This window comes from Pseudomonas serbica, from assembly GCF_028823535.1.
GTDB classification, from domain to species: domain Bacteria; phylum Pseudomonadota; class Gammaproteobacteria; order Pseudomonadales; family Pseudomonadaceae; genus Aquipseudomonas; species Aquipseudomonas serbica.
Map to the genome: position 1 here is coordinate 219,170 of NZ_JAQIYM010000008.1, position 16,508 is coordinate 235,677.

Annotated in this window: 15 protein-coding genes; 12 read left to right on the top strand and 3 right to left on the bottom strand. The window is 56.8% G+C overall.

The window, feature by feature from the left end:
- Positions 1-192: 192 nt before the first annotated feature.
- Positions 193-762, top strand: coding sequence for a hypothetical protein (locus NQL71_RS15085; RefSeq protein ID WP_274642926.1), 570 nt, complete (start codon positions 193-195; stop codon positions 760-762).
- Positions 763-799: 37 nt separating this feature from the next.
- The gene (locus NQL71_RS15090; protein ID WP_274642927.1) at positions 800-1,696 is read left to right on the top strand and encodes an N-acyl homoserine lactonase family protein; all 897 of its coding nucleotides are present in this window, start codon (positions 800-802) and stop codon (positions 1,694-1,696) included.
- Positions 1,697-1,757: 61 nt separating this feature from the next.
- On the opposite strand, the gene NQL71_RS15095 is transcribed toward NQL71_RS15090, so the two are convergent.
- The 3 genes from NQL71_RS15095 to NQL71_RS15105 form a co-directional block, all read right to left on the bottom strand.
- On the bottom strand, positions 1,758-3,035 hold the full coding sequence (locus NQL71_RS15095) for an OprD family porin (RefSeq protein WP_274642928.1): 1,278 nt from the start codon (positions 3,033-3,035) through the stop codon (positions 1,758-1,760).
- A 132-nt stretch (positions 3,036-3,167) separates the two neighbouring features.
- Positions 3,168-3,962, bottom strand: a complete 795-nt coding sequence (locus NQL71_RS15100) for an enoyl-CoA hydratase-related protein (protein ID WP_274642929.1) — start codon at positions 3,960-3,962, stop codon at positions 3,168-3,170.
- A 37-nt stretch (positions 3,963-3,999) separates the two neighbouring features.
- Positions 4,000-5,169 (bottom strand): acetyl-CoA acetyltransferase, encoded by a 1,170-nt coding sequence (locus tag NQL71_RS15105; protein ID WP_274642930.1) that lies wholly within the window; start codon positions 5,167-5,169, stop codon positions 4,000-4,002.
- Positions 5,170-5,315: 146 nt separating this feature from the next.
- Here NQL71_RS15105 and NQL71_RS15110 point away from each other — a divergent pair, with 146 nt between their 5' ends.
- The 10 genes from NQL71_RS15110 (at position 5,316) to NQL71_RS15155 (ending at position 16,508) form a co-directional block, all read left to right on the top strand.
- On the top strand, positions 5,316-6,422 hold the full coding sequence (locus NQL71_RS15110; protein WP_274642931.1) for a phosphotransferase family protein: 1,107 nt from the start codon (positions 5,316-5,318) through the stop codon (positions 6,420-6,422).
- 10 nt (positions 6,423-6,432) lie between these two features.
- Positions 6,433-7,608, top strand: a complete 1,176-nt coding sequence (locus NQL71_RS15115) for an acyl-CoA dehydrogenase family protein (RefSeq protein WP_274642932.1) — start codon at positions 6,433-6,435, stop codon at positions 7,606-7,608.
- A complete protein-coding gene (locus NQL71_RS15120) occupies positions 7,605-8,393 on the top strand; it encodes an SDR family NAD(P)-dependent oxidoreductase (protein WP_274642933.1) in 789 nt (262 codons plus the stop codon). The genes NQL71_RS15115 and NQL71_RS15120 overlap by 4 nt, the downstream gene beginning before the upstream one ends.
- Before the next feature lie 14 nt (positions 8,394-8,407).
- On the top strand, positions 8,408-9,595 hold the full coding sequence (locus tag NQL71_RS15125) for a CaiB/BaiF CoA transferase family protein (protein WP_274642934.1): 1,188 nt from the start codon (positions 8,408-8,410) through the stop codon (positions 9,593-9,595).
- 53 nt (positions 9,596-9,648) lie between these two features.
- Positions 9,649-11,295 carry an acetate--CoA ligase gene (locus NQL71_RS15130; RefSeq protein WP_274642935.1) on the top strand — a complete coding sequence of 549 codons (1,647 nt, stop codon included), beginning with the start codon at positions 9,649-9,651 and terminating at the stop codon, positions 11,293-11,295.
- Complete coding sequence (locus NQL71_RS15135) at positions 11,279-12,016, top strand: FadR/GntR family transcriptional regulator (protein WP_274642936.1); 738 nt, start codon at positions 11,279-11,281, stop codon at positions 12,014-12,016. Before NQL71_RS15130 ends, NQL71_RS15135 begins: the two co-directional genes overlap by 17 nt.
- Before the next feature lie 7 nt (positions 12,017-12,023).
- Complete coding sequence (locus NQL71_RS15140) at positions 12,024-12,737, top strand: nitroreductase (protein ID WP_274642937.1); 714 nt, start codon at positions 12,024-12,026, stop codon at positions 12,735-12,737.
- 23 nt (positions 12,738-12,760) lie between these two features.
- Entirely contained in the window at positions 12,761-13,522 is a 762-nt protein-coding gene (locus tag NQL71_RS15145) for an SDR family NAD(P)-dependent oxidoreductase (protein WP_274642938.1), read from the top strand.
- 229 nt (positions 13,523-13,751) lie between these two features.
- Entirely contained in the window at positions 13,752-15,059 is a 1,308-nt protein-coding gene (locus NQL71_RS15150; RefSeq protein WP_274642939.1) for an MFS transporter, read from the top strand.
- Positions 15,060-15,251: 192 nt separating this feature from the next.
- On the top strand, positions 15,252-16,508 hold the full coding sequence (locus tag NQL71_RS15155; RefSeq protein ID WP_274642940.1) for a 3-isopropylmalate dehydratase large subunit: 1,257 nt from the start codon (positions 15,252-15,254) through the stop codon (positions 16,506-16,508).

The window sequence follows — 16,508 nt, forward strand, 5'->3', positions numbered from 1 at the left end:
ACATGGGCTTAAACTATTACATCTCTGAATCCATGGATACGCCGGTTTCTTCACACCGGATGTGAATTTTGTTCACAGGAACAACCCTTGGGTATCCATCAGCCAGTCGATTAGCTGTGATCAGTTTTATGCGTTTGCCAAGGGGCCGGGCCGCTCAAATACTCAAGCGGATTACAATAAGAGAGCCCCCCCATGTTTGATGCACTGCGTTCTCAAGACTCGCCTTACTCATTGTCATTCAGTCAGGACTGTATGGAGGGTCGCCTGGCCCCCTTCGGCGATGTAGCGGTTGAGCCTATACCCGTCCCGTCAGACCGCTCGGTGGTGCACTTCGCCGATGAGCTCAATCGTTACATCGCCTTGATCCAACATCCTTATGGGCAGCTAAACCGGGTCATTGCGCAAATGGCTGGATTGCTAATTCTCGGGCATGCCAGCAATGGCTTTTCCACCTACGCGCAATTAGCCAAAACCCCGGAACAGGCGCTGATCGAGACCCTGGATTTGCTGAACCAACTCAAGGTTCCGCCTATGGGGTTAACGCATTTCAAACACCTTTCACTTGCGGCCAGAAAACTGCTTGACCTCTCTCGGGCCCTGCATCGCAACATCAATAACGCTGCTGCTTTCAAAACGCGCGCCCCTGGGTGGCTGAGCGAACTCAACAAGGCCAACGCACTCTTGCGCTGCATCGCCATCCCGCACTCAGGGCTTATGCCGGTGGACCTGCAAAACACCTGTTTTTGTTGTTCGCAGCAGTGAAACCACAGTCAATCAAAAACCAATAAAAGAGGCTGTCATGTCCCCCTACTCGATCTGGATTCTCGAATACGCCCACATCCCCGACTTTCCAGTCAGCGGTATCAAATACGGCATCCATAACGAAGGTGTTCGAAAGTTGCCGTACAGCTACGTGCTGATCAAGGGAAATGGCCGGACCATTATGGTGGACGTCGGTTACAACCATCGTGACTACGGCCAAGCCTTGGCTGGGCAGTTTGGCGTGACTAACTGGCATTCCGCGCGAGAGGTTCTGGCTCAGTGCGATGTGACGCCCGAAGACATCGATACTGTGTTTGTCACACACGCCCACTTTGACCATTTCGGTAACACCGATGCTTTCCCCAATGCGCGGTTCTACCTTCAGGAACGAGAACTGTCGAAATGGATCTGGGCCATGGCCCTGCCGGATCGACTGAGCTGGACGCGCACGGGGCTTGACCCCTCGGATATTCTTCGTGCAGTGGAACTGGCCCGCCAAGGACGGCTGATTTGCGTAGATGGAGAAATGGAAGATGTAGCGCCTGGCATTGATCTACGCGTTGCGTTCGACAGCCACACCTTCGGCTGCATGTGGGTACATGTGCGCAACGATCTGGCAGCGATCGCTCATAACAGTTGGGTGTTGGCCGGAGACCTTGTTTACGTCTACGACAACATGGTGGCCAATCCGCAAATCATCAACAGTGATATCAGTGGAACGCTAGACTACCGTCCCGTTGGCCTGGCGCAAAACAGCAACACCAATCTGGTGCTGGCCACTGAGGAAATGCTCAAAGCGGTTGACTATGAAGTCAAGCGAGTCATCCCAGTACACGAAGACCGTTTGAGTGAGGTTTTCCCTACCCGTGTGACTGACAAAAACCTGCGGATCATGCAGGTCTATTTGGCAGAGGGTGAACAATCTCGCGTCTGATCACGCCTGTCTCATTACAAAACAAAGCCGTCTAAAAGACGGCTTTGTTTTGTGTGCAGTGCTATTTCAAAGCCAGGCTGTAGCTGAAAATCAAGCGATTTTCATCGGTGTTGCGCGTGTAATTGGAGCGCTGAGTCGCGTTCAACCATTGCACTCCGACATTCTTCAGCGGACCGTCCTGCACGACATAGGTTATGTAGGTGTCGCGCTCCCACTCCTGGCCTTCCTGATTCATGTTCACCACCCTGGCTTGGTCACCCTGCACATAAACCGTGGTGAACGTCAGCCCAGGCAACCCCGAAGCGGCAAAGTTGTAGTCATAACGCGCGCGCCAGGAGCGTTCCCTGGCGCGGGAGAAATTACTGACCTGCAACTCCGTGAACAGGTAACTGACCGTGCCGTCAATCAACGGATAGGCTGTATCGCCCCACAGTTTTTGATACCCGCCACTGATGGTATGACCGTCTATGGAATAGCCGATATTGGTGCTGAGCGTCTGGTTATTGACATGGCCTCCCAGTGCCGCGCCAGCGTCGCTGCCGTCAAAGTAGCGTAGCTCTCCCAATAGACGACCAGGGCCCAATGGCGTGTTGTATTTGAGGCCCACGAAACCTTGTTGGTAAATGTCCTGGAGTCGGCCGAAATGCAAACTCGCCAGCACATCCTGGGTGATTTGATAGTCGGCCGCGACAAACTTGAAATCGTCAGAGCGCGCCGCGCTGGCGTACTGTCCGGATTGGCTGGTGATTCCCATTTTTTCGAAATCGGTAGAGTCGCGTTGCTTCACATGACTGATATGGCCCAGGTTCAACGTCAGGTTATCGATGGCCTTGCTGGTCAGTTGCTGGCCTTCAAAAGTCTGGGGGAATAGACGACTGATGTTTGGCTGTATCACCGCTATGCCTGCGGGTTGGAGGCTACCGACGAATAGTTCGTTGCTGTCCAGGAGGCGCGCCTTGGCCGTCAATCCCAACTTCGAATAGTCATCAGCAGCGCGTTTGGCGTAGGGCTTGCCTGGATCATCGGAAACAGCCTGGCGCGCCAGTATTCCGGTACCCGAACGCTCAGGCGCCGAGTCAAGTTTGATGCCGAGCATACCGATTGCGTCCAGTCCGAACCCGAGCGGCCCATCGGTATAACCGGATTGGTATTTCATAACAAAACCTTGCGCCCACTCCTCGGCCTTGGAGGGCCCCGTGCCGTCTCGGTAATCGCGATTGAAATAGTAGTTTTTGGTACTGAAATTCAAGCGGCTGTCTTTGAGGAAGTCGGCTTGGGCCAAGGCCGGAAGCGCGGCCACTATGCCCGTCAAGCAGACAACATTCATTCTCGGAGTCATGTTTTGTATACCTGTATTTTTGTTATGGGTACGTCGGATATGAATAAACACACTCGGTTTGCAGACGTGCGAAACCGTCAGGCCAGATCTGAAGATCCGGCCTGTTCGCTTTAACAGAGGTCTTATTGCCTATCAGCGATGCCGAAAGACTGGCAATCGTTTCTCAACGAATGCGCGGGCACCTTCTTTCTGATCCTGAGTCGCGAACAACGAGTGAAACGTGCGACGTTCGAAACCGAGCCCTTCGCTCAATCCGGTTTCATACGCTCGATTCACACACTCTTTAAGGAGCAACAAACTCGGTAACGAACGCTCGGAAATTTTCTTCGCGATCGCACTGACTTCATCCAGCAACTGCCCCGTGGGCACCACTCTCGATACCAGTCCGATAGCCTCGGCTTCTTCAGCACCGATCCGACGGCCCGTCAGGCACAGATCCATGGCTTTTGCTTTTCCGACCCAGCGCGATAGACGTTGAGTTCCGCCCGCACCGGGTATCAACCCCAGAGATATCTCCGGCAACGCGAAACTGGCGTTGTCCGCGGCCACGATCAAGTCGCACATCATCGCCACTTCGCAGCCTCCGCCCAGCGCATAACCGGCCACCGCAGCGATCATGGGCTTACGGCAGCGGGCAATTCGGTCCCATTCGCCGAGAAAATTATTGACGCTGGTTTGCGGGAATTCCTGATCGAGCGCTTCCAGAATATCTGCCCCCGCAGCGAAAGCCTTGGTGCTGCCGGTCAAGACAATGCAGCCGATGCTTTCGTCTTCTTCAAAACAATCCAGCGCCTGGGAAATTTCCAGAATCATCTGGGTGTTCAACGCATTCATTGCTTCGGGACGTTCGAGCGTGATCCATCCGACTCGTTCGCTCCGTTTTACGCGCACGTAATTCAAAGGGCCTAAGGCCACCCTGTCTCCCATTCCAGTCTCCTGCGTTGATCGGCTGCGTCAGCCGTGCTTATCGGGTACGTTCGAGAATGCTGACGTAATTGGCCACGGCGGCTCCGCCCATGTTGAAAATTCCGCCCAGCCGCGGTGTATCGGCCAGTTGCAGGCCGGGTGATTCGCCGGCCAGCTGCATGGCAGTCATGACGTGCATGGACACTCCGGTCGCGCCGATTGGATGCCCTTTGGCTTTCAAGCCACCGGACAGATTCACCGGTAATCGCCCACCCGGCTCTGTCCATCCTTCCAGAACGGCTCGGGCGCCCTGACCTGGCGGGGTGAGCCCCATCGCTTCATATTCGATCAGTTCGGCAATCGTGAAACAGTCATGGGTTTCAACGAAATCGAGGTCGTCGAGCGCCAGCCCGGCCATGCCCAGCGCAGCTTGCCAGGCCTTGGCAGCGCCCTCGAAGCGGGTGATGTCTCGGCGACTGATTGGCAGGTAATCATTGACCTGTGCGAGCGCACGAATGCTGATCACCCGCTCTGTTCGTGCCGCCATGTCGTCGCTGACGAGCACCAACGCCGCAGCCCCGTCAGACACAAGCGAGCAGTCCGTGCGACGCAACGGAGCAACGACATAAGGGTTGCCGGTGGACACCTGGTGACAGAAGTCCACGTCCAGGTTTTTACGCAAGTGAGCCAATGGATTGAGACTGCCATTTCGATGATTTTTTGCCGCGATGTGGGCAAGTGCCAAGGATTGATTGCCATAGCGGGCGAAATACTGCTGGGCGATACCCGCGAACAACCCGACGAACGATGCCTCGGGGCCGCCCTCCTGGGCTACGTAACTGGCCGAAACCAGCGCCTTGCGCACGACGTCTTCAGCGACCGCAGTCATCTTCTCGACGCCAACCACCAGAACCACCTTCGCCTGGCCGGACTTGATCAGGCTGGATGCCTGTCTTACCGCTGCCGAACCCGTGGCGCAGGCATTTTCCACTCTTGTCGAAGGCTTGTAGCGCAAACCGGGGTCGGCCTGCAGTACCAGCGACGCCGGAAATCCCTGAGGATCCAGCCCCTGGTTGAAGTGCCCGATGACAATCTCATCCACATCCCGAGCTTCAAGACCCGCATGTGCCAAAGCGTCCACGGTAACCCGAGTAATCAGCGATTCAAGCGTGTCATTCGCTAGCTTGCCGAAGGGGGTGTGAGCCCAACCTATGATATTGCCGAGCATGTCCGCTCTCCGTTAATCGCATTTTCAGTCCGACACTATTCTTAATCGGTATCGCAAACATGCGCAACTGGTGATTATATCGCTTGACGTTCATTTTTCGGTCCGACAATAATTCTTCCAAGCTCAACATCTGGAAGACAGCAGTTATGGTCGAGATCGGATTTACTCCCACTGTCCGGCGTCAATATCCCGAGGGCGTTGCACTGAGGCCAGAGTTGGCAAGCCAGGCGCTTGATTGGCCAACCATCGAACGCTATCTCGCTGGCCATCGTTTGCAGATGGATCCCGGGGTCGCTCCTCGACAATTGTCGGGGGGGCTGGCGAACCTGAATTTCCTGGTTCGCATCAACCACAATTGGATGGTGCTGCGTCGCCCTCCAGCCGGTCCGTTACCGCCGGGCGCTAACGATATGCAGCGTGAGCACCGGATCCTTTCTCGACTCTGGAGAACATTCGCACTGGCTCCGCGCAGCCATCACTTCTGTTCTGATGCCGCCATCGCCGGTGCGCCGTTTCTTTTGATCGACTATCGCGCCGGACTTTCTTTGCGCGGGGACAGCATCCAGCCACTGCCTGCGACCGAAAACACAGGCCATCAACTGTCAAATATGCTGGTGGAAACGCTCGCGCAATTGCATGCGGTCGACCTCGCCAGTGTTGGGCTGGAAGCGCTCGGTCACCCGCAAGGCTTCTTCAGGCGCAATACGCTTGGCTGGATCAAGCGCGCGCAATTGATTGCCAATGGCAGCTTGAGCTGCCCTGCCCAAACCCTCGCTCAATGGCTGACCGATGCCCCCGACCCTGCAGCGGGCAAACCGGTTTTGCTGCACAACGATTTCAAGCTGGACAACATTCTGATTGATCCGCAAACCCTGCAGCCCCGCGCCATCGTTGACTGGGACATGGGCACCCAGGGTGATGCGCTGTTCGATCTGGCCACGCTCCTGAGCTATTGGAGCGAACCGGACGATCCTTCCTGCATGCACCGTCTGGCGCAAATGCCGACTTTGCAACCGGGCTTTGCAAATCGTGAAGCCGTCGCTAATACCTACAGCGCGTTGACCGGACGCGGCCTGGAAGACTTGAAGCCCTACCGGGTCCTGACGATGTTCAAACTGGCGGTAGTGTTTCAACAACTGCACCGCCGCCACCTGCTCGGTGAAACCAGAGATCCGCGTTACGCCGACTTCGGCCACCTGGCCGAAGACCTCTTCGAATTCACCCTCACTATCGCCAACGATAAAATCCTCTGAGGACGTTGCTATGGACTTCACGCTGCCCGACTCACTCATACAGTTGCGAGACAAGACCCGCACTTTCATTCGAGAGGTGGTCATCCCCTACGAGAAAGACCCGCGGCGCACTGCCCATGGGCCCAGCGACGAGTTGCGCAGTGAGCTGATCGCGCATGCCCGCGAAACAGGCTTGCTGAGCCCCCATGTTGACACTTCTTTGGGTGGCCTTGGTTTGCCGCACATTGGCCGCGCCGTGATTTTCGAAGCGGCGGGTTACTCGATGCTGGGGCCCGTGGCGTTGAACTGTGCCGCGCCCGATGAGGGCAACATGCATTTGATGCAAACGGTCGCGTCCACCGAGCAAAAGGAACGCTGGTTAAAGCCTTTGGCAGAAGGCAAAACACGTTCTTGCTTTTGTATGACCGAACCTTCACCGGGGGCTGGCTCTGATCCGACACTGCTCAAGACCACGGCAATCAACGACGGCGACGATTTCGTCATCAATGGTCGTAAATGGCTGATCACCGGTGCGGACGGTGCGGCGTTCACCATCATCATGGCCCGCACGATCGTGGACGACGTGGATGTCGGTGCCACCATGTTCCTGGTTGACTTGCCCAATCCGGGTTTTCGCATCGAACGCGCGATGGAGACGCTTGATTCATCGTTCACCGGCGGCCACGCTGAAGTCAGGCTGCAGAACATGCGGGTGTCCAAAGCGGACGTACTTGGCGAAATCGGTGAAGGGTTTCGCTACGCACAGGTACGCCTCGTTCCGGCGCGCCTGACCCACTGCATGCGTTGGCTGGGAGCTGCCCAAAGGGCCCACGATATCGCTGTGGCCTATGCGCAGAAACGCGAGGCCTTTGGTCAACCCCTCGTCGCTCACGAGGGTATCGGCTTCATGCTGGCCGATAACGAGATCGACTTGCACACCACCCGCTTGAGCGTCTGGCACACAGCCTGGTTACTCGATACCGGCGAACGCGCCAGCGCGCAAAGCAGCATGGTCAAAGTGCATGCTTCGGAGGCCATCTGGCGAATTGTCGATCGTTGCGTACAAGTGCTCGGCGGCATGGGTGTCACTGCCGATACCGAAGTTGAGCGGATCTTTCGCGATGTCCGCGCATTCCGTATCTATGACGGTCCTTCCGAGGTGCATCGCTGGAGTATCGCTCGTCGTCTGGGGAGGACTGTTCAATGAACCAGGCCATTTGTCCCCCTGCGGCCGTGTTCACAGACCTCGCGGATAAAGTGGTAATCGTCACCGGCGGTGGCCGGGGACTGGGGCGCTCTATTGCCGATGGGTTTGCGAAGCAGGGTTCCACCGTGATTCTGGTGGGGCGCAATCTCGAGCAATTGAATATCGCCGCCAGCGAGATTGTTGAGGCCGGTGGCAAAGCCGCTGCTTTTGTGGCTGACATCGCCGATGAAGACAGCGTGTCAACGCTGAGCAAATCAGTGCATGAAACGTACGGCAAGATCGACGTTCTGGTGAACAACGCGGGCATCAACCCTTGGTACAAGTCTGCGGAAAAAACCACCCTGCAGGAGTGGCGGCAGATCCTCGACGTCAACCTCACGGGTGTGTTTCTTACGTGCAAGCACGTCGGGCAATTCATGCTCAACGCAGGTCAGGGTTCGATCATAAACATCACCTCAGTGGCGGGTCGGGTCGGCTTGGCTAAAACCACCGCCTATTGCGCTGCCAAGGGCGGGGTCGAAATGTTGACCCGCCAATTGGCCCTGGAGTGGGCACCTAAAGGCATACGAGTGAATGCCGTTGCACCCGGCTATTTCGCCACTGACCTGACTGAAGGCCTGCGCACCCATCCGGTGCTTGGGCGCCGGGTGTTGGATCGCACCCCCATGGGACGTTTCGGCGAGCCACAGGAAATTGTGGGCGCCAGTCTGTTCCTGGCCTCTTCGGCAGCCACCTATGTCACCGGTCATTCAATGGCCGTTGATGGCGGCTGGACAGCATGCTGAGCGAGGAATCCACGATGAAACCTGAAGGTATGGCCCTCGAAGGGTTGAAGATTCTGGACCTGACCCGTTTGTTGCCGGGAGCGTTCTGCACGCAGATGCTGGCCGATCTTGGCGCCGATGTCATCAAGATCGAACAGCCGCTTACCGGGGATTATAACCGTGCGTTCACGCCACTGAACAAAGTGGAATCAGGATCCTTTCTGCTGCTCAACCGTAACAAGCTAAGCGTCACGCTCAACTTGAAAAGCGAACCGGGCAAACAGATCCTCCTCGACCTGGTGCGTGAGGCGGATGTTTTGATCGAGGGTTTCCGTCCCGGGGTCATGCGCCGCCTGGGCCTGTCCTACGAGACGTTAAATGAGATCAATCCACGCCTGGTCTACTGCGCCATTTCGGGTTACGGCCAGGATGGTCCCGACCATCTGAAAGCCGGGCATGATCTTAACTACATGGCTGAGGCAGGTGCTTTGCAACTGTTCGGCAGGGCCGGCGAAGGGCCAATCGTGCCTGGGCTGTCGATCGCCGACGTGGGCGGCGGCTCACTGATGGCCACCACTGGCATTCTTGCGGCACTGCACGCCCGTCACCGTACCGGGAAGGGCCAACTGGTGGATGTATCGATGCATGACGGGGCGATTTCCTGGCTGGCGCTGCATGCAGCCGATCTATTGTTTGCGGACATCGAGCCCAGAGGTGGCGAGCGCCCTTTTATCGGCCAGGCCCCTTGCTACAACGTCTACCTCTGCGCCGATGGCAAGTATTTCGCGCTGGGGCTGATCGAGCAGCATTTCTGGCTGCGTTTTTGCGAGCATCTGCAATTGGATCAACTCAAGGATGAACAATGGCCAACCGGCAACCTCTGCTTGTTGCAAAAGCAAGTGCTGGCCACTTTGTTCGCCACCCGGTCTCGTGATGCCTGGGTCGACACTTTCAAGGGTATCGACCTGCCTGTCGGGCCAGTACTCGATATCGCCGAAGCCCTCGAAGCACCGCAGGCGCGTCATAGACACATGCTCCAGCACATTGAACACCCTGTGGAAGGCTTGATCCCGCAGCTGGGATTTCCGGTCAAGTACTCGATGACACCCTGCTCCCTTAGAAGCCCGCCGCCACTGCTGGGTGAGCACAATGAACGGGTGCTTGGTCCACTTGGCTACAGCAGCGTGCAACTTGAAGAGTGGCGACGAGCGCAGGTGATCTGATCCCGCTCAATGCTGCTGACGAACAAGAATAATGAAGCTCGAGGAGAACAATCATGGCCCGCAATATGGTTCATTACACCCAGACCTACCGGGACTTTCAATGGGCGCTGCCGTCGACTTTTAACTTCGGCACAGACGTTGTCGACCGCTACGCGCGTGAAGCCGATGGTCCCGCACTGATCTGGGCCAATGCTGCAGGCGAGGAAATCCACCTATCCTATTCCGACATGTCACGCCTCACCGACAGGTTCGCTTCGGTGCTGGCCAAACGCGGCATACGCCGGGGCGATCGGGTGTTGATCATGCTCCCGCGCATTCCGGACTGGCAGGTGGCGATGGTCGGCTGCCTGAAGTTGGGCGCGATTCCGATCCCTTCCGTTGAAATGCTCACCCGCAAGGACATCAATTACCGCGTCCGTCACGCCGAGGTGCGCGCCGTGGTAGCCCGGGCTGAACATGCGGAAAAGTTCGTCGATGTGCTGAATGAAGTACCGGTCAGGTTATCGCTGGGAATCGCGCCGGGTTTCGAATCCTTTGAGAACGCGATGATCGAAGCCGACGGCGCCTTCGAAACCGCCGCGTTGTCTTTGGACGATCCTGCCATTCTGTATTACACCAGTGGCTCCACCGGAGAGCCCAAAGGCGTGTTGCACCCCGCGCGCAGCCTGTATGCCTGGCGCGAAGCTGCGAAATACTGGCTCGACCTGGATCGCAGCGATGTGATCTGGTGCACCGCCGACGTCGGTTGGAGCAAGGCCGGTACGTCTATCCTGTTCGGCCCATGGAGCGCCGGAGCCTGCACCTTTTTCTACGATGGCCCGTTTGATCCCGCGCAGCGCCTGGCTTTACTGGCCAAGTACAACGTCAGCGTCTATTGCGCGCCCGGTACCGAGCTGTTTCGCGTGGTGGATGAAGATGTGGCCAGCTTCGACCTATCACGGCTGCGCCACACCGTATCGGCCGGCGAGCGACTCAACGCCTTTGTGGCCGAAAAGTGGCACAAAAAAACCGGCATCCAGGTCATGGAAGCGTTCGGCCAAACCGAAACGCTCATGACCCTGGCCAACTATGCCTGCATTCCGACCCGTGAAGGTTCGATGGGCTTGCCTTTGCCGGGCAGCGATGTCGACATCATTGACGCGCAAGGGCGACGACTGCCTAGGGGCAGCGAAGGGGATATCGCGGTGCGCGTCCCCAATCCGCTGCTGATGCTTGGCTACTACAAGGATGAAGCGCGTACCCGCGAGTCGTATATCGAGGCGGACGGCGAGCGTTGGTTTATCACGGGAGACATCGGAAGCCGAGACGCGGACGGATACTTCTTCTACAGTGGCCGGCGCGATGATGTCATCAATTCAGCGGGCTACCGCATCGGCCCAACCGAAGTTGAAAACGCCCTGCTCTCTCACCTCAGCGTCCTTGAATGCGCGGTCATTGGAACGCCACATGAGGAACGGGGTGAAATCGTCAAGGCTTTCGTGATACTGCGTCCTGGTACAAAGCCGAGTGAGGAACTGGTCCGACATCTGAAAGAACACGTCAAACAGATAACCGCTCCCTATAAATATCCACGCGCCATTGAGTTCGTCGACGCGCTGCCCAAGACCCAGACAGGCAAGATCCAGCGCAGCGCACTCAGGGCACTTGAAAAAAAGAGACTCACCCTTGAAGAACAGTCCATCCATGGCACGTCCTGTTAATTGCGACCCGACAGAGTCCAGCTTCCGCATGGTGGCTCGAACGATCGAGCAGCGGATTATCTCCGGGGAAATTACGCCCGGGGACATCCTGCCGGCCGAATCCAGGCTTGCGGAACAGCTGGGCGTCAATCGTTCGACCATTCGCGAAGCCATCCGCGTGCTGGAACAGAACGGGTTCGTCAAACGGGAACCGGGTCGACGCAAGCTGATTACCTCGATTCCCCATTCGGGAGATATTTCCCAGCGCCTCACCGCGACCATGGTGCTGAACCAGGTGACGTTTGAGGAATTGTGGGAAGCGATGTACGCCCTGGAGCCTGCAGCAGCAGCCGCCGCAGCGGTACGCGGCAACGACGAGGACTTCGCCGCCATCGAAGCCAATCTCGCTGCGACACGACAGGCGTTGGAGGACAGCGCCAGCCTGGTGGAACTGGACATCGAGTTTCACGAACTGGTCGCCACGGCCACACGCAATCGTGCCATTCAAATGGCCCGTGCACCGTTGAGCACCCTGTTCTATCCGCCTTTTTATGCCGTGATGTCACGTCTTAATGCGGGCCAGCGGCTTTTGACCGCACACGAGCAGATTTACCAGGCGGTTCGTGCCCATGACGCAGCGAACGCCCGGGAGTGGATGGAAAAGCATATCCAGGATTTCGAGCGAGGGTACGAACTGGCGAATCTGAACATGGCCAGCCCAGTGCTGATGCCAGAACGATGAGGTCATCATGGAAACAAAACAGCCGTCCCTGAAGGCACACTACGCGGAACTCAGTGCCCGAGAGGTCATTACGTCCCGTCGCTCCGTGCGCGCTTTTTTGCCAACCACGGTGCGACGGGAAACGGTCGAGCAGGTGCTGGAGCTCGCTGCGCGTGCACCGAGTGGTTCGAACGTCCAGCCTTGGCAGGTGTGGGTGCTGACCGATGCGCCGTTAATCAATCTCGGTCTCGAGCTGCAGTCGTTGGCACTTGCCGGCAGCGACGATCAAGAGGAACAGCCACAAACTCATCACGTCCGTGAGCCCTATCGCTCCCGGCGGCGCAAAGTCGCGCGGGATCTTTACGAATCGCTCGATATCACCCGTGATGACACACAGGGAATGCTCAGGCAGACGTCGCGCAATTTCATTTTTTTCGACGCCCCGGTCGGTCTGTTTTTCACCATTGATCGAGACCTCGATAGCAACCGCTGGCTCGATTACGGCATGTTTTTACAGAACATCATGCTCGCGGCAAAAGCCTACGGACTGGACACCTGCGCCCAGCAGGCCTTTGTGAAATACGAGGCCGTTATCGCCCGTCGCCTGGGCCTCGCCGACAATCAGAAACTGGTCTGCGGCATGGCGCTCGGCTACGGCGACTTGAATGCCGCGGAAAACACATTTGTTGCCGAGCGTGCACCGTTGCACGCGTTCACGCAATTCGTCGACACCTTGTACTAAACCAGCAACCCGGGAGCGAAAGGATGGATATCGTCAATAAAGTAGTAATTGTCGCAGGTGGCGGCTCAGGCCTGGGCCAAGCCACGGCCATGGACTTGGCCGAACGAGGAGCCAAAGTGGTGATCGTGGACCTCAACGAACAAGCCGTGAACCAAGTCGCCCACGCCGTCGATGGCATAGCGGTCGCTTGTGATGTGGCCGATGACGACGCTTCCCATGCCGCCATGCGACGAATCATAGATACGGTGGGACTGCCCGCAGTGTTGGTCAATTGCGCAGGTGTTGCGCCGTCTGCGCGGATCATTTCCAAAAAAGGTCCGGCATCGTTGGGTGATTTTGAGCGTGTCATCCGCATTAACCTCCTGGGCACCTTTAACTGGTTACGTCTGGCGGCGGATGCCATGAAAGACAACATCGCCGACACTGACGGCGCACGCGGCGTCATCATCAATACCGCCTCGATTGCTGCCTACGAAGGCCAGATCGGCCAAAGTGCTTACGCCGCATCCAAAGGAGGTGTGGTGTCCCTGACCCTCCCGGCGGCCAGGGAGCTCGCACGATATGGCATTCGGGTAATGGCTATTGCCCCAGGTTTGTTCGGCACGGCGATGCTTGAATCGATTGATGAAGAAATCAAAGATCGACTCATCGCTGACATTCCGTTTCCTCATCGCTTCGGAAAGCCCTCCGAATACTCCGCGATGGTACGGGCAATTATCGAAAACCCGATGCTGAACGGCTCGGTGATACGGCTGGATGCCGCGTTGCGCATGCAAGCTCAGTAAGCCCTCTCACGCAACGTCATCACCCGATGCGGATGGCGCTTAAACATCACATTAATCTGTTATTCGACAGCCACCTTTAAACACTCACAAGGCCGTGAACTTGAGAGTTTGACGCTTAACTAGCGAAGGAGTTCGTGCGCCCGAAAAAAGCAGCCATTGATTTAAACGATTATTAAACCAGCGTTAATGCTCTCTCGTTCCTCCAATAATAATTGCCGGAGACAAACTAATGCACCCTGAAAACGCCATCGGACACGCCGACCTACTAGATGCCACTTATCGAAAAATAACCTGGCGCTTACTTCCCTATCTGTTTATCAGCTACGTATTTGCCTACCTTGATCGGGTCAATATAGGATTTGCCGCCGCACAAATGAAGGCCGACCTTAACTTCTCGGACGCGGTATATGGCCTGGGTGCGGGAATGTTCTTTGTCGGTTATTTCATGTGCGAGATACCCAGTAATCTGTTGATGAATAAAATAGGCGCACGTTTGACCATTGCCCGAATCATGATCTGTTGGGGACTGGTTTCCTGCTGCACAATGCTGGTGACCAGTTCGACATCGTTTTACCTGGTGCGATTGCTACTCGGGATCTTCGAGGCCGGGTTCGCGCCAGGAGTCCTGCTGTATCTCACGCTCTGGTATCCGCCTGCCCGCCGGGCGCAAATGGCTGCTATTTTCCTCAGCGGCGCTGCCATTGCAGGCGTTGTTGGGGCACCGATTTCCGGATGGATCCTCGACGCGATGGACGAAACCGGCGGCCTGCACGGCTGGCAATGGTTATTCATGTTGGAAGGCGTGCCTTCGGTGTTGCTCGGCGTCTTGGCGTTGTTGTTATTACCTGATCGTCCTTCAGCCGCAACCTGGCTCTCTCAAGAAGAAAAAGCTCAGATCACCGCCAAGCTTGCTACACCGACATCGAAAGCGAGCCACGGCTTCATCGACGCGCTTCGCGATCCGGTGATCTATTACATTGCTATCGCGTGGTTTACCGTTATCTGCGGGATTTATTCGGTGTCGTTCTGGATGCCGATGCTCATGCAGGACGCCGGTATCAAGACCTCAACCGAAATCGGACTGTGGTCGGTCATTCCTTACGGCGCCACGGCCATCGGCATGGTGCTGGTTTCGCGACACTCGGACAAAGCCATGGAGCGTCGTTGGCATGCGGCTGCCTGCGCTCTGTTAGGAGCGGTAGGGCTGGCTCTTTTACCATTCGTCCATGGCAGCTTTCTGTTGACGATGTTGTCGTTGACCCTAGCCAGCACCGCGGTGTTTTCGGCCATGCCGATCACATTGGCGATGCCCATGTGCTATTTGTCCAGCAAAGCTGCGCCGGGCGGCATCGCATTCGTCAACACCATTGGCCTGCTCGGCGGCGTGGTAAGTCCGTACATGCTTGGCCTGATCAAAACCAATACCGGCAGCCTGGATAACGGTCTGTTCGTCATCGCTGCGATGCTCCTGATCGGCGCCCTGTTATTGGTGGGTTTTGTACGTCTTGAACCGCGGGTCACCGCCGTAGTGGCCTGAGAACTTCGCTGAATTGCGCGAAAAGACAACTGCATCGAAGGATGCAGTTGTTGCGTTTCAACTCCCGCCATTGATTTATCAATCAGCCGGGTGACTAGCTGCGATAAGAATTATGCGTTTGTCTGCCTAGGCCAAAAATCCAATACTTCATTCAACCCCTTATACCTTTTACGCTCGTGCAGGAGTATTCCGATGGGCTACACCATGACTGAGAAAATACTGGCCCGAACTGCAGGCTTGGCGACAGTCAATGCCGGTGATGATGTTCAAGTAAAACCAGACTTCGTACTGGCATATGACTTCCCCGGTTACACCGATCGTTACTTCAAGGAAATGGAAAGCGAGTTTCAGGTCATACAGGTAAAAGAACCGGCTCGCTTTGGTGTTTTCATCGACCATATGATTCCCGCTATTACGCCGGACGAAGAACAATTCCATACAGAAACCCGTGACTGGGCGAAGCGCAATGGCGTTGAAGTATTCGAACGTCGGGGCATTGGCCATCAGGTCGCGGCGGAAGTCGGCTATGCCGTACCGGGCGCATTGGCGGTGCATTTCGACCCGCATATTTCACAACTGGGCACCTTCGGCACACTCGCCCTGGGTATTCACCGCAACATGCTGGAAGCCTATGTTCAGGACACCGTTTCCCTGCGTGTGCCCGAGACGGTACGTGTCGACTTCATTGGCCAATTGCAGCCAGGCGTAATGGCCCGCGATGTGCTCAACCATCTGGTCAAAACCCTGGGGCCCAGCGCGTGCCAGTTTTGCGTAATGGAACTGGCAGGGAGTGGGCTCGCCAGCCTGTCGGTGGAAGGCTTGCAGACCATCACCGGGCTGGCCATGTTCACCGGGGCGATTTCCGCGATCGTCGCACCGGATGCCGTGAGGCTCGATTACGCCCGTTCCAGGTCGCGCAAAGTGCTGGAACCGGTCTACAGCGATGCGGATGCTCGCTACCGGGCGGTCCACACCATCGACCTCGGCACCATCGAACCCTTGATAGTGATTCCGCCCAGCTCCGCTGGTACCCGCGATCTGACTGACTATCTCGGCCTCGATGTGCATGTCGGCTACCTCGGTTCCTGTGCTTCTGGCCGTCTCGAAGACCTGCGCATTGCTGCGCAAATTCTCAAGGGCCGCACGCTGGCGCCCGGGTTTTCACTCTACGTGGTGCCCACCAGTCAACAGATCATGGCAGCTGCAGCTAAAGAAGGGTTGCTGACCACATTGGTCGAGGCCGGTGCATTCATCTCCTCGCCCAGTTGCGATTATTGCTATGGGCGCATTGCAACCATGAACGCAGGACAACGCGCAGTCTCCACCGGCACCTTGAATGTTCGCGGGAGGATGGGCAGCTCCGACTCCGAAATCTATCTGTGCAGCGCTGCTGCCGTGGCGGCGGCCGCCATTGAAGGCAAGGTAGCCGACCCTCGTCATTACCTTTGA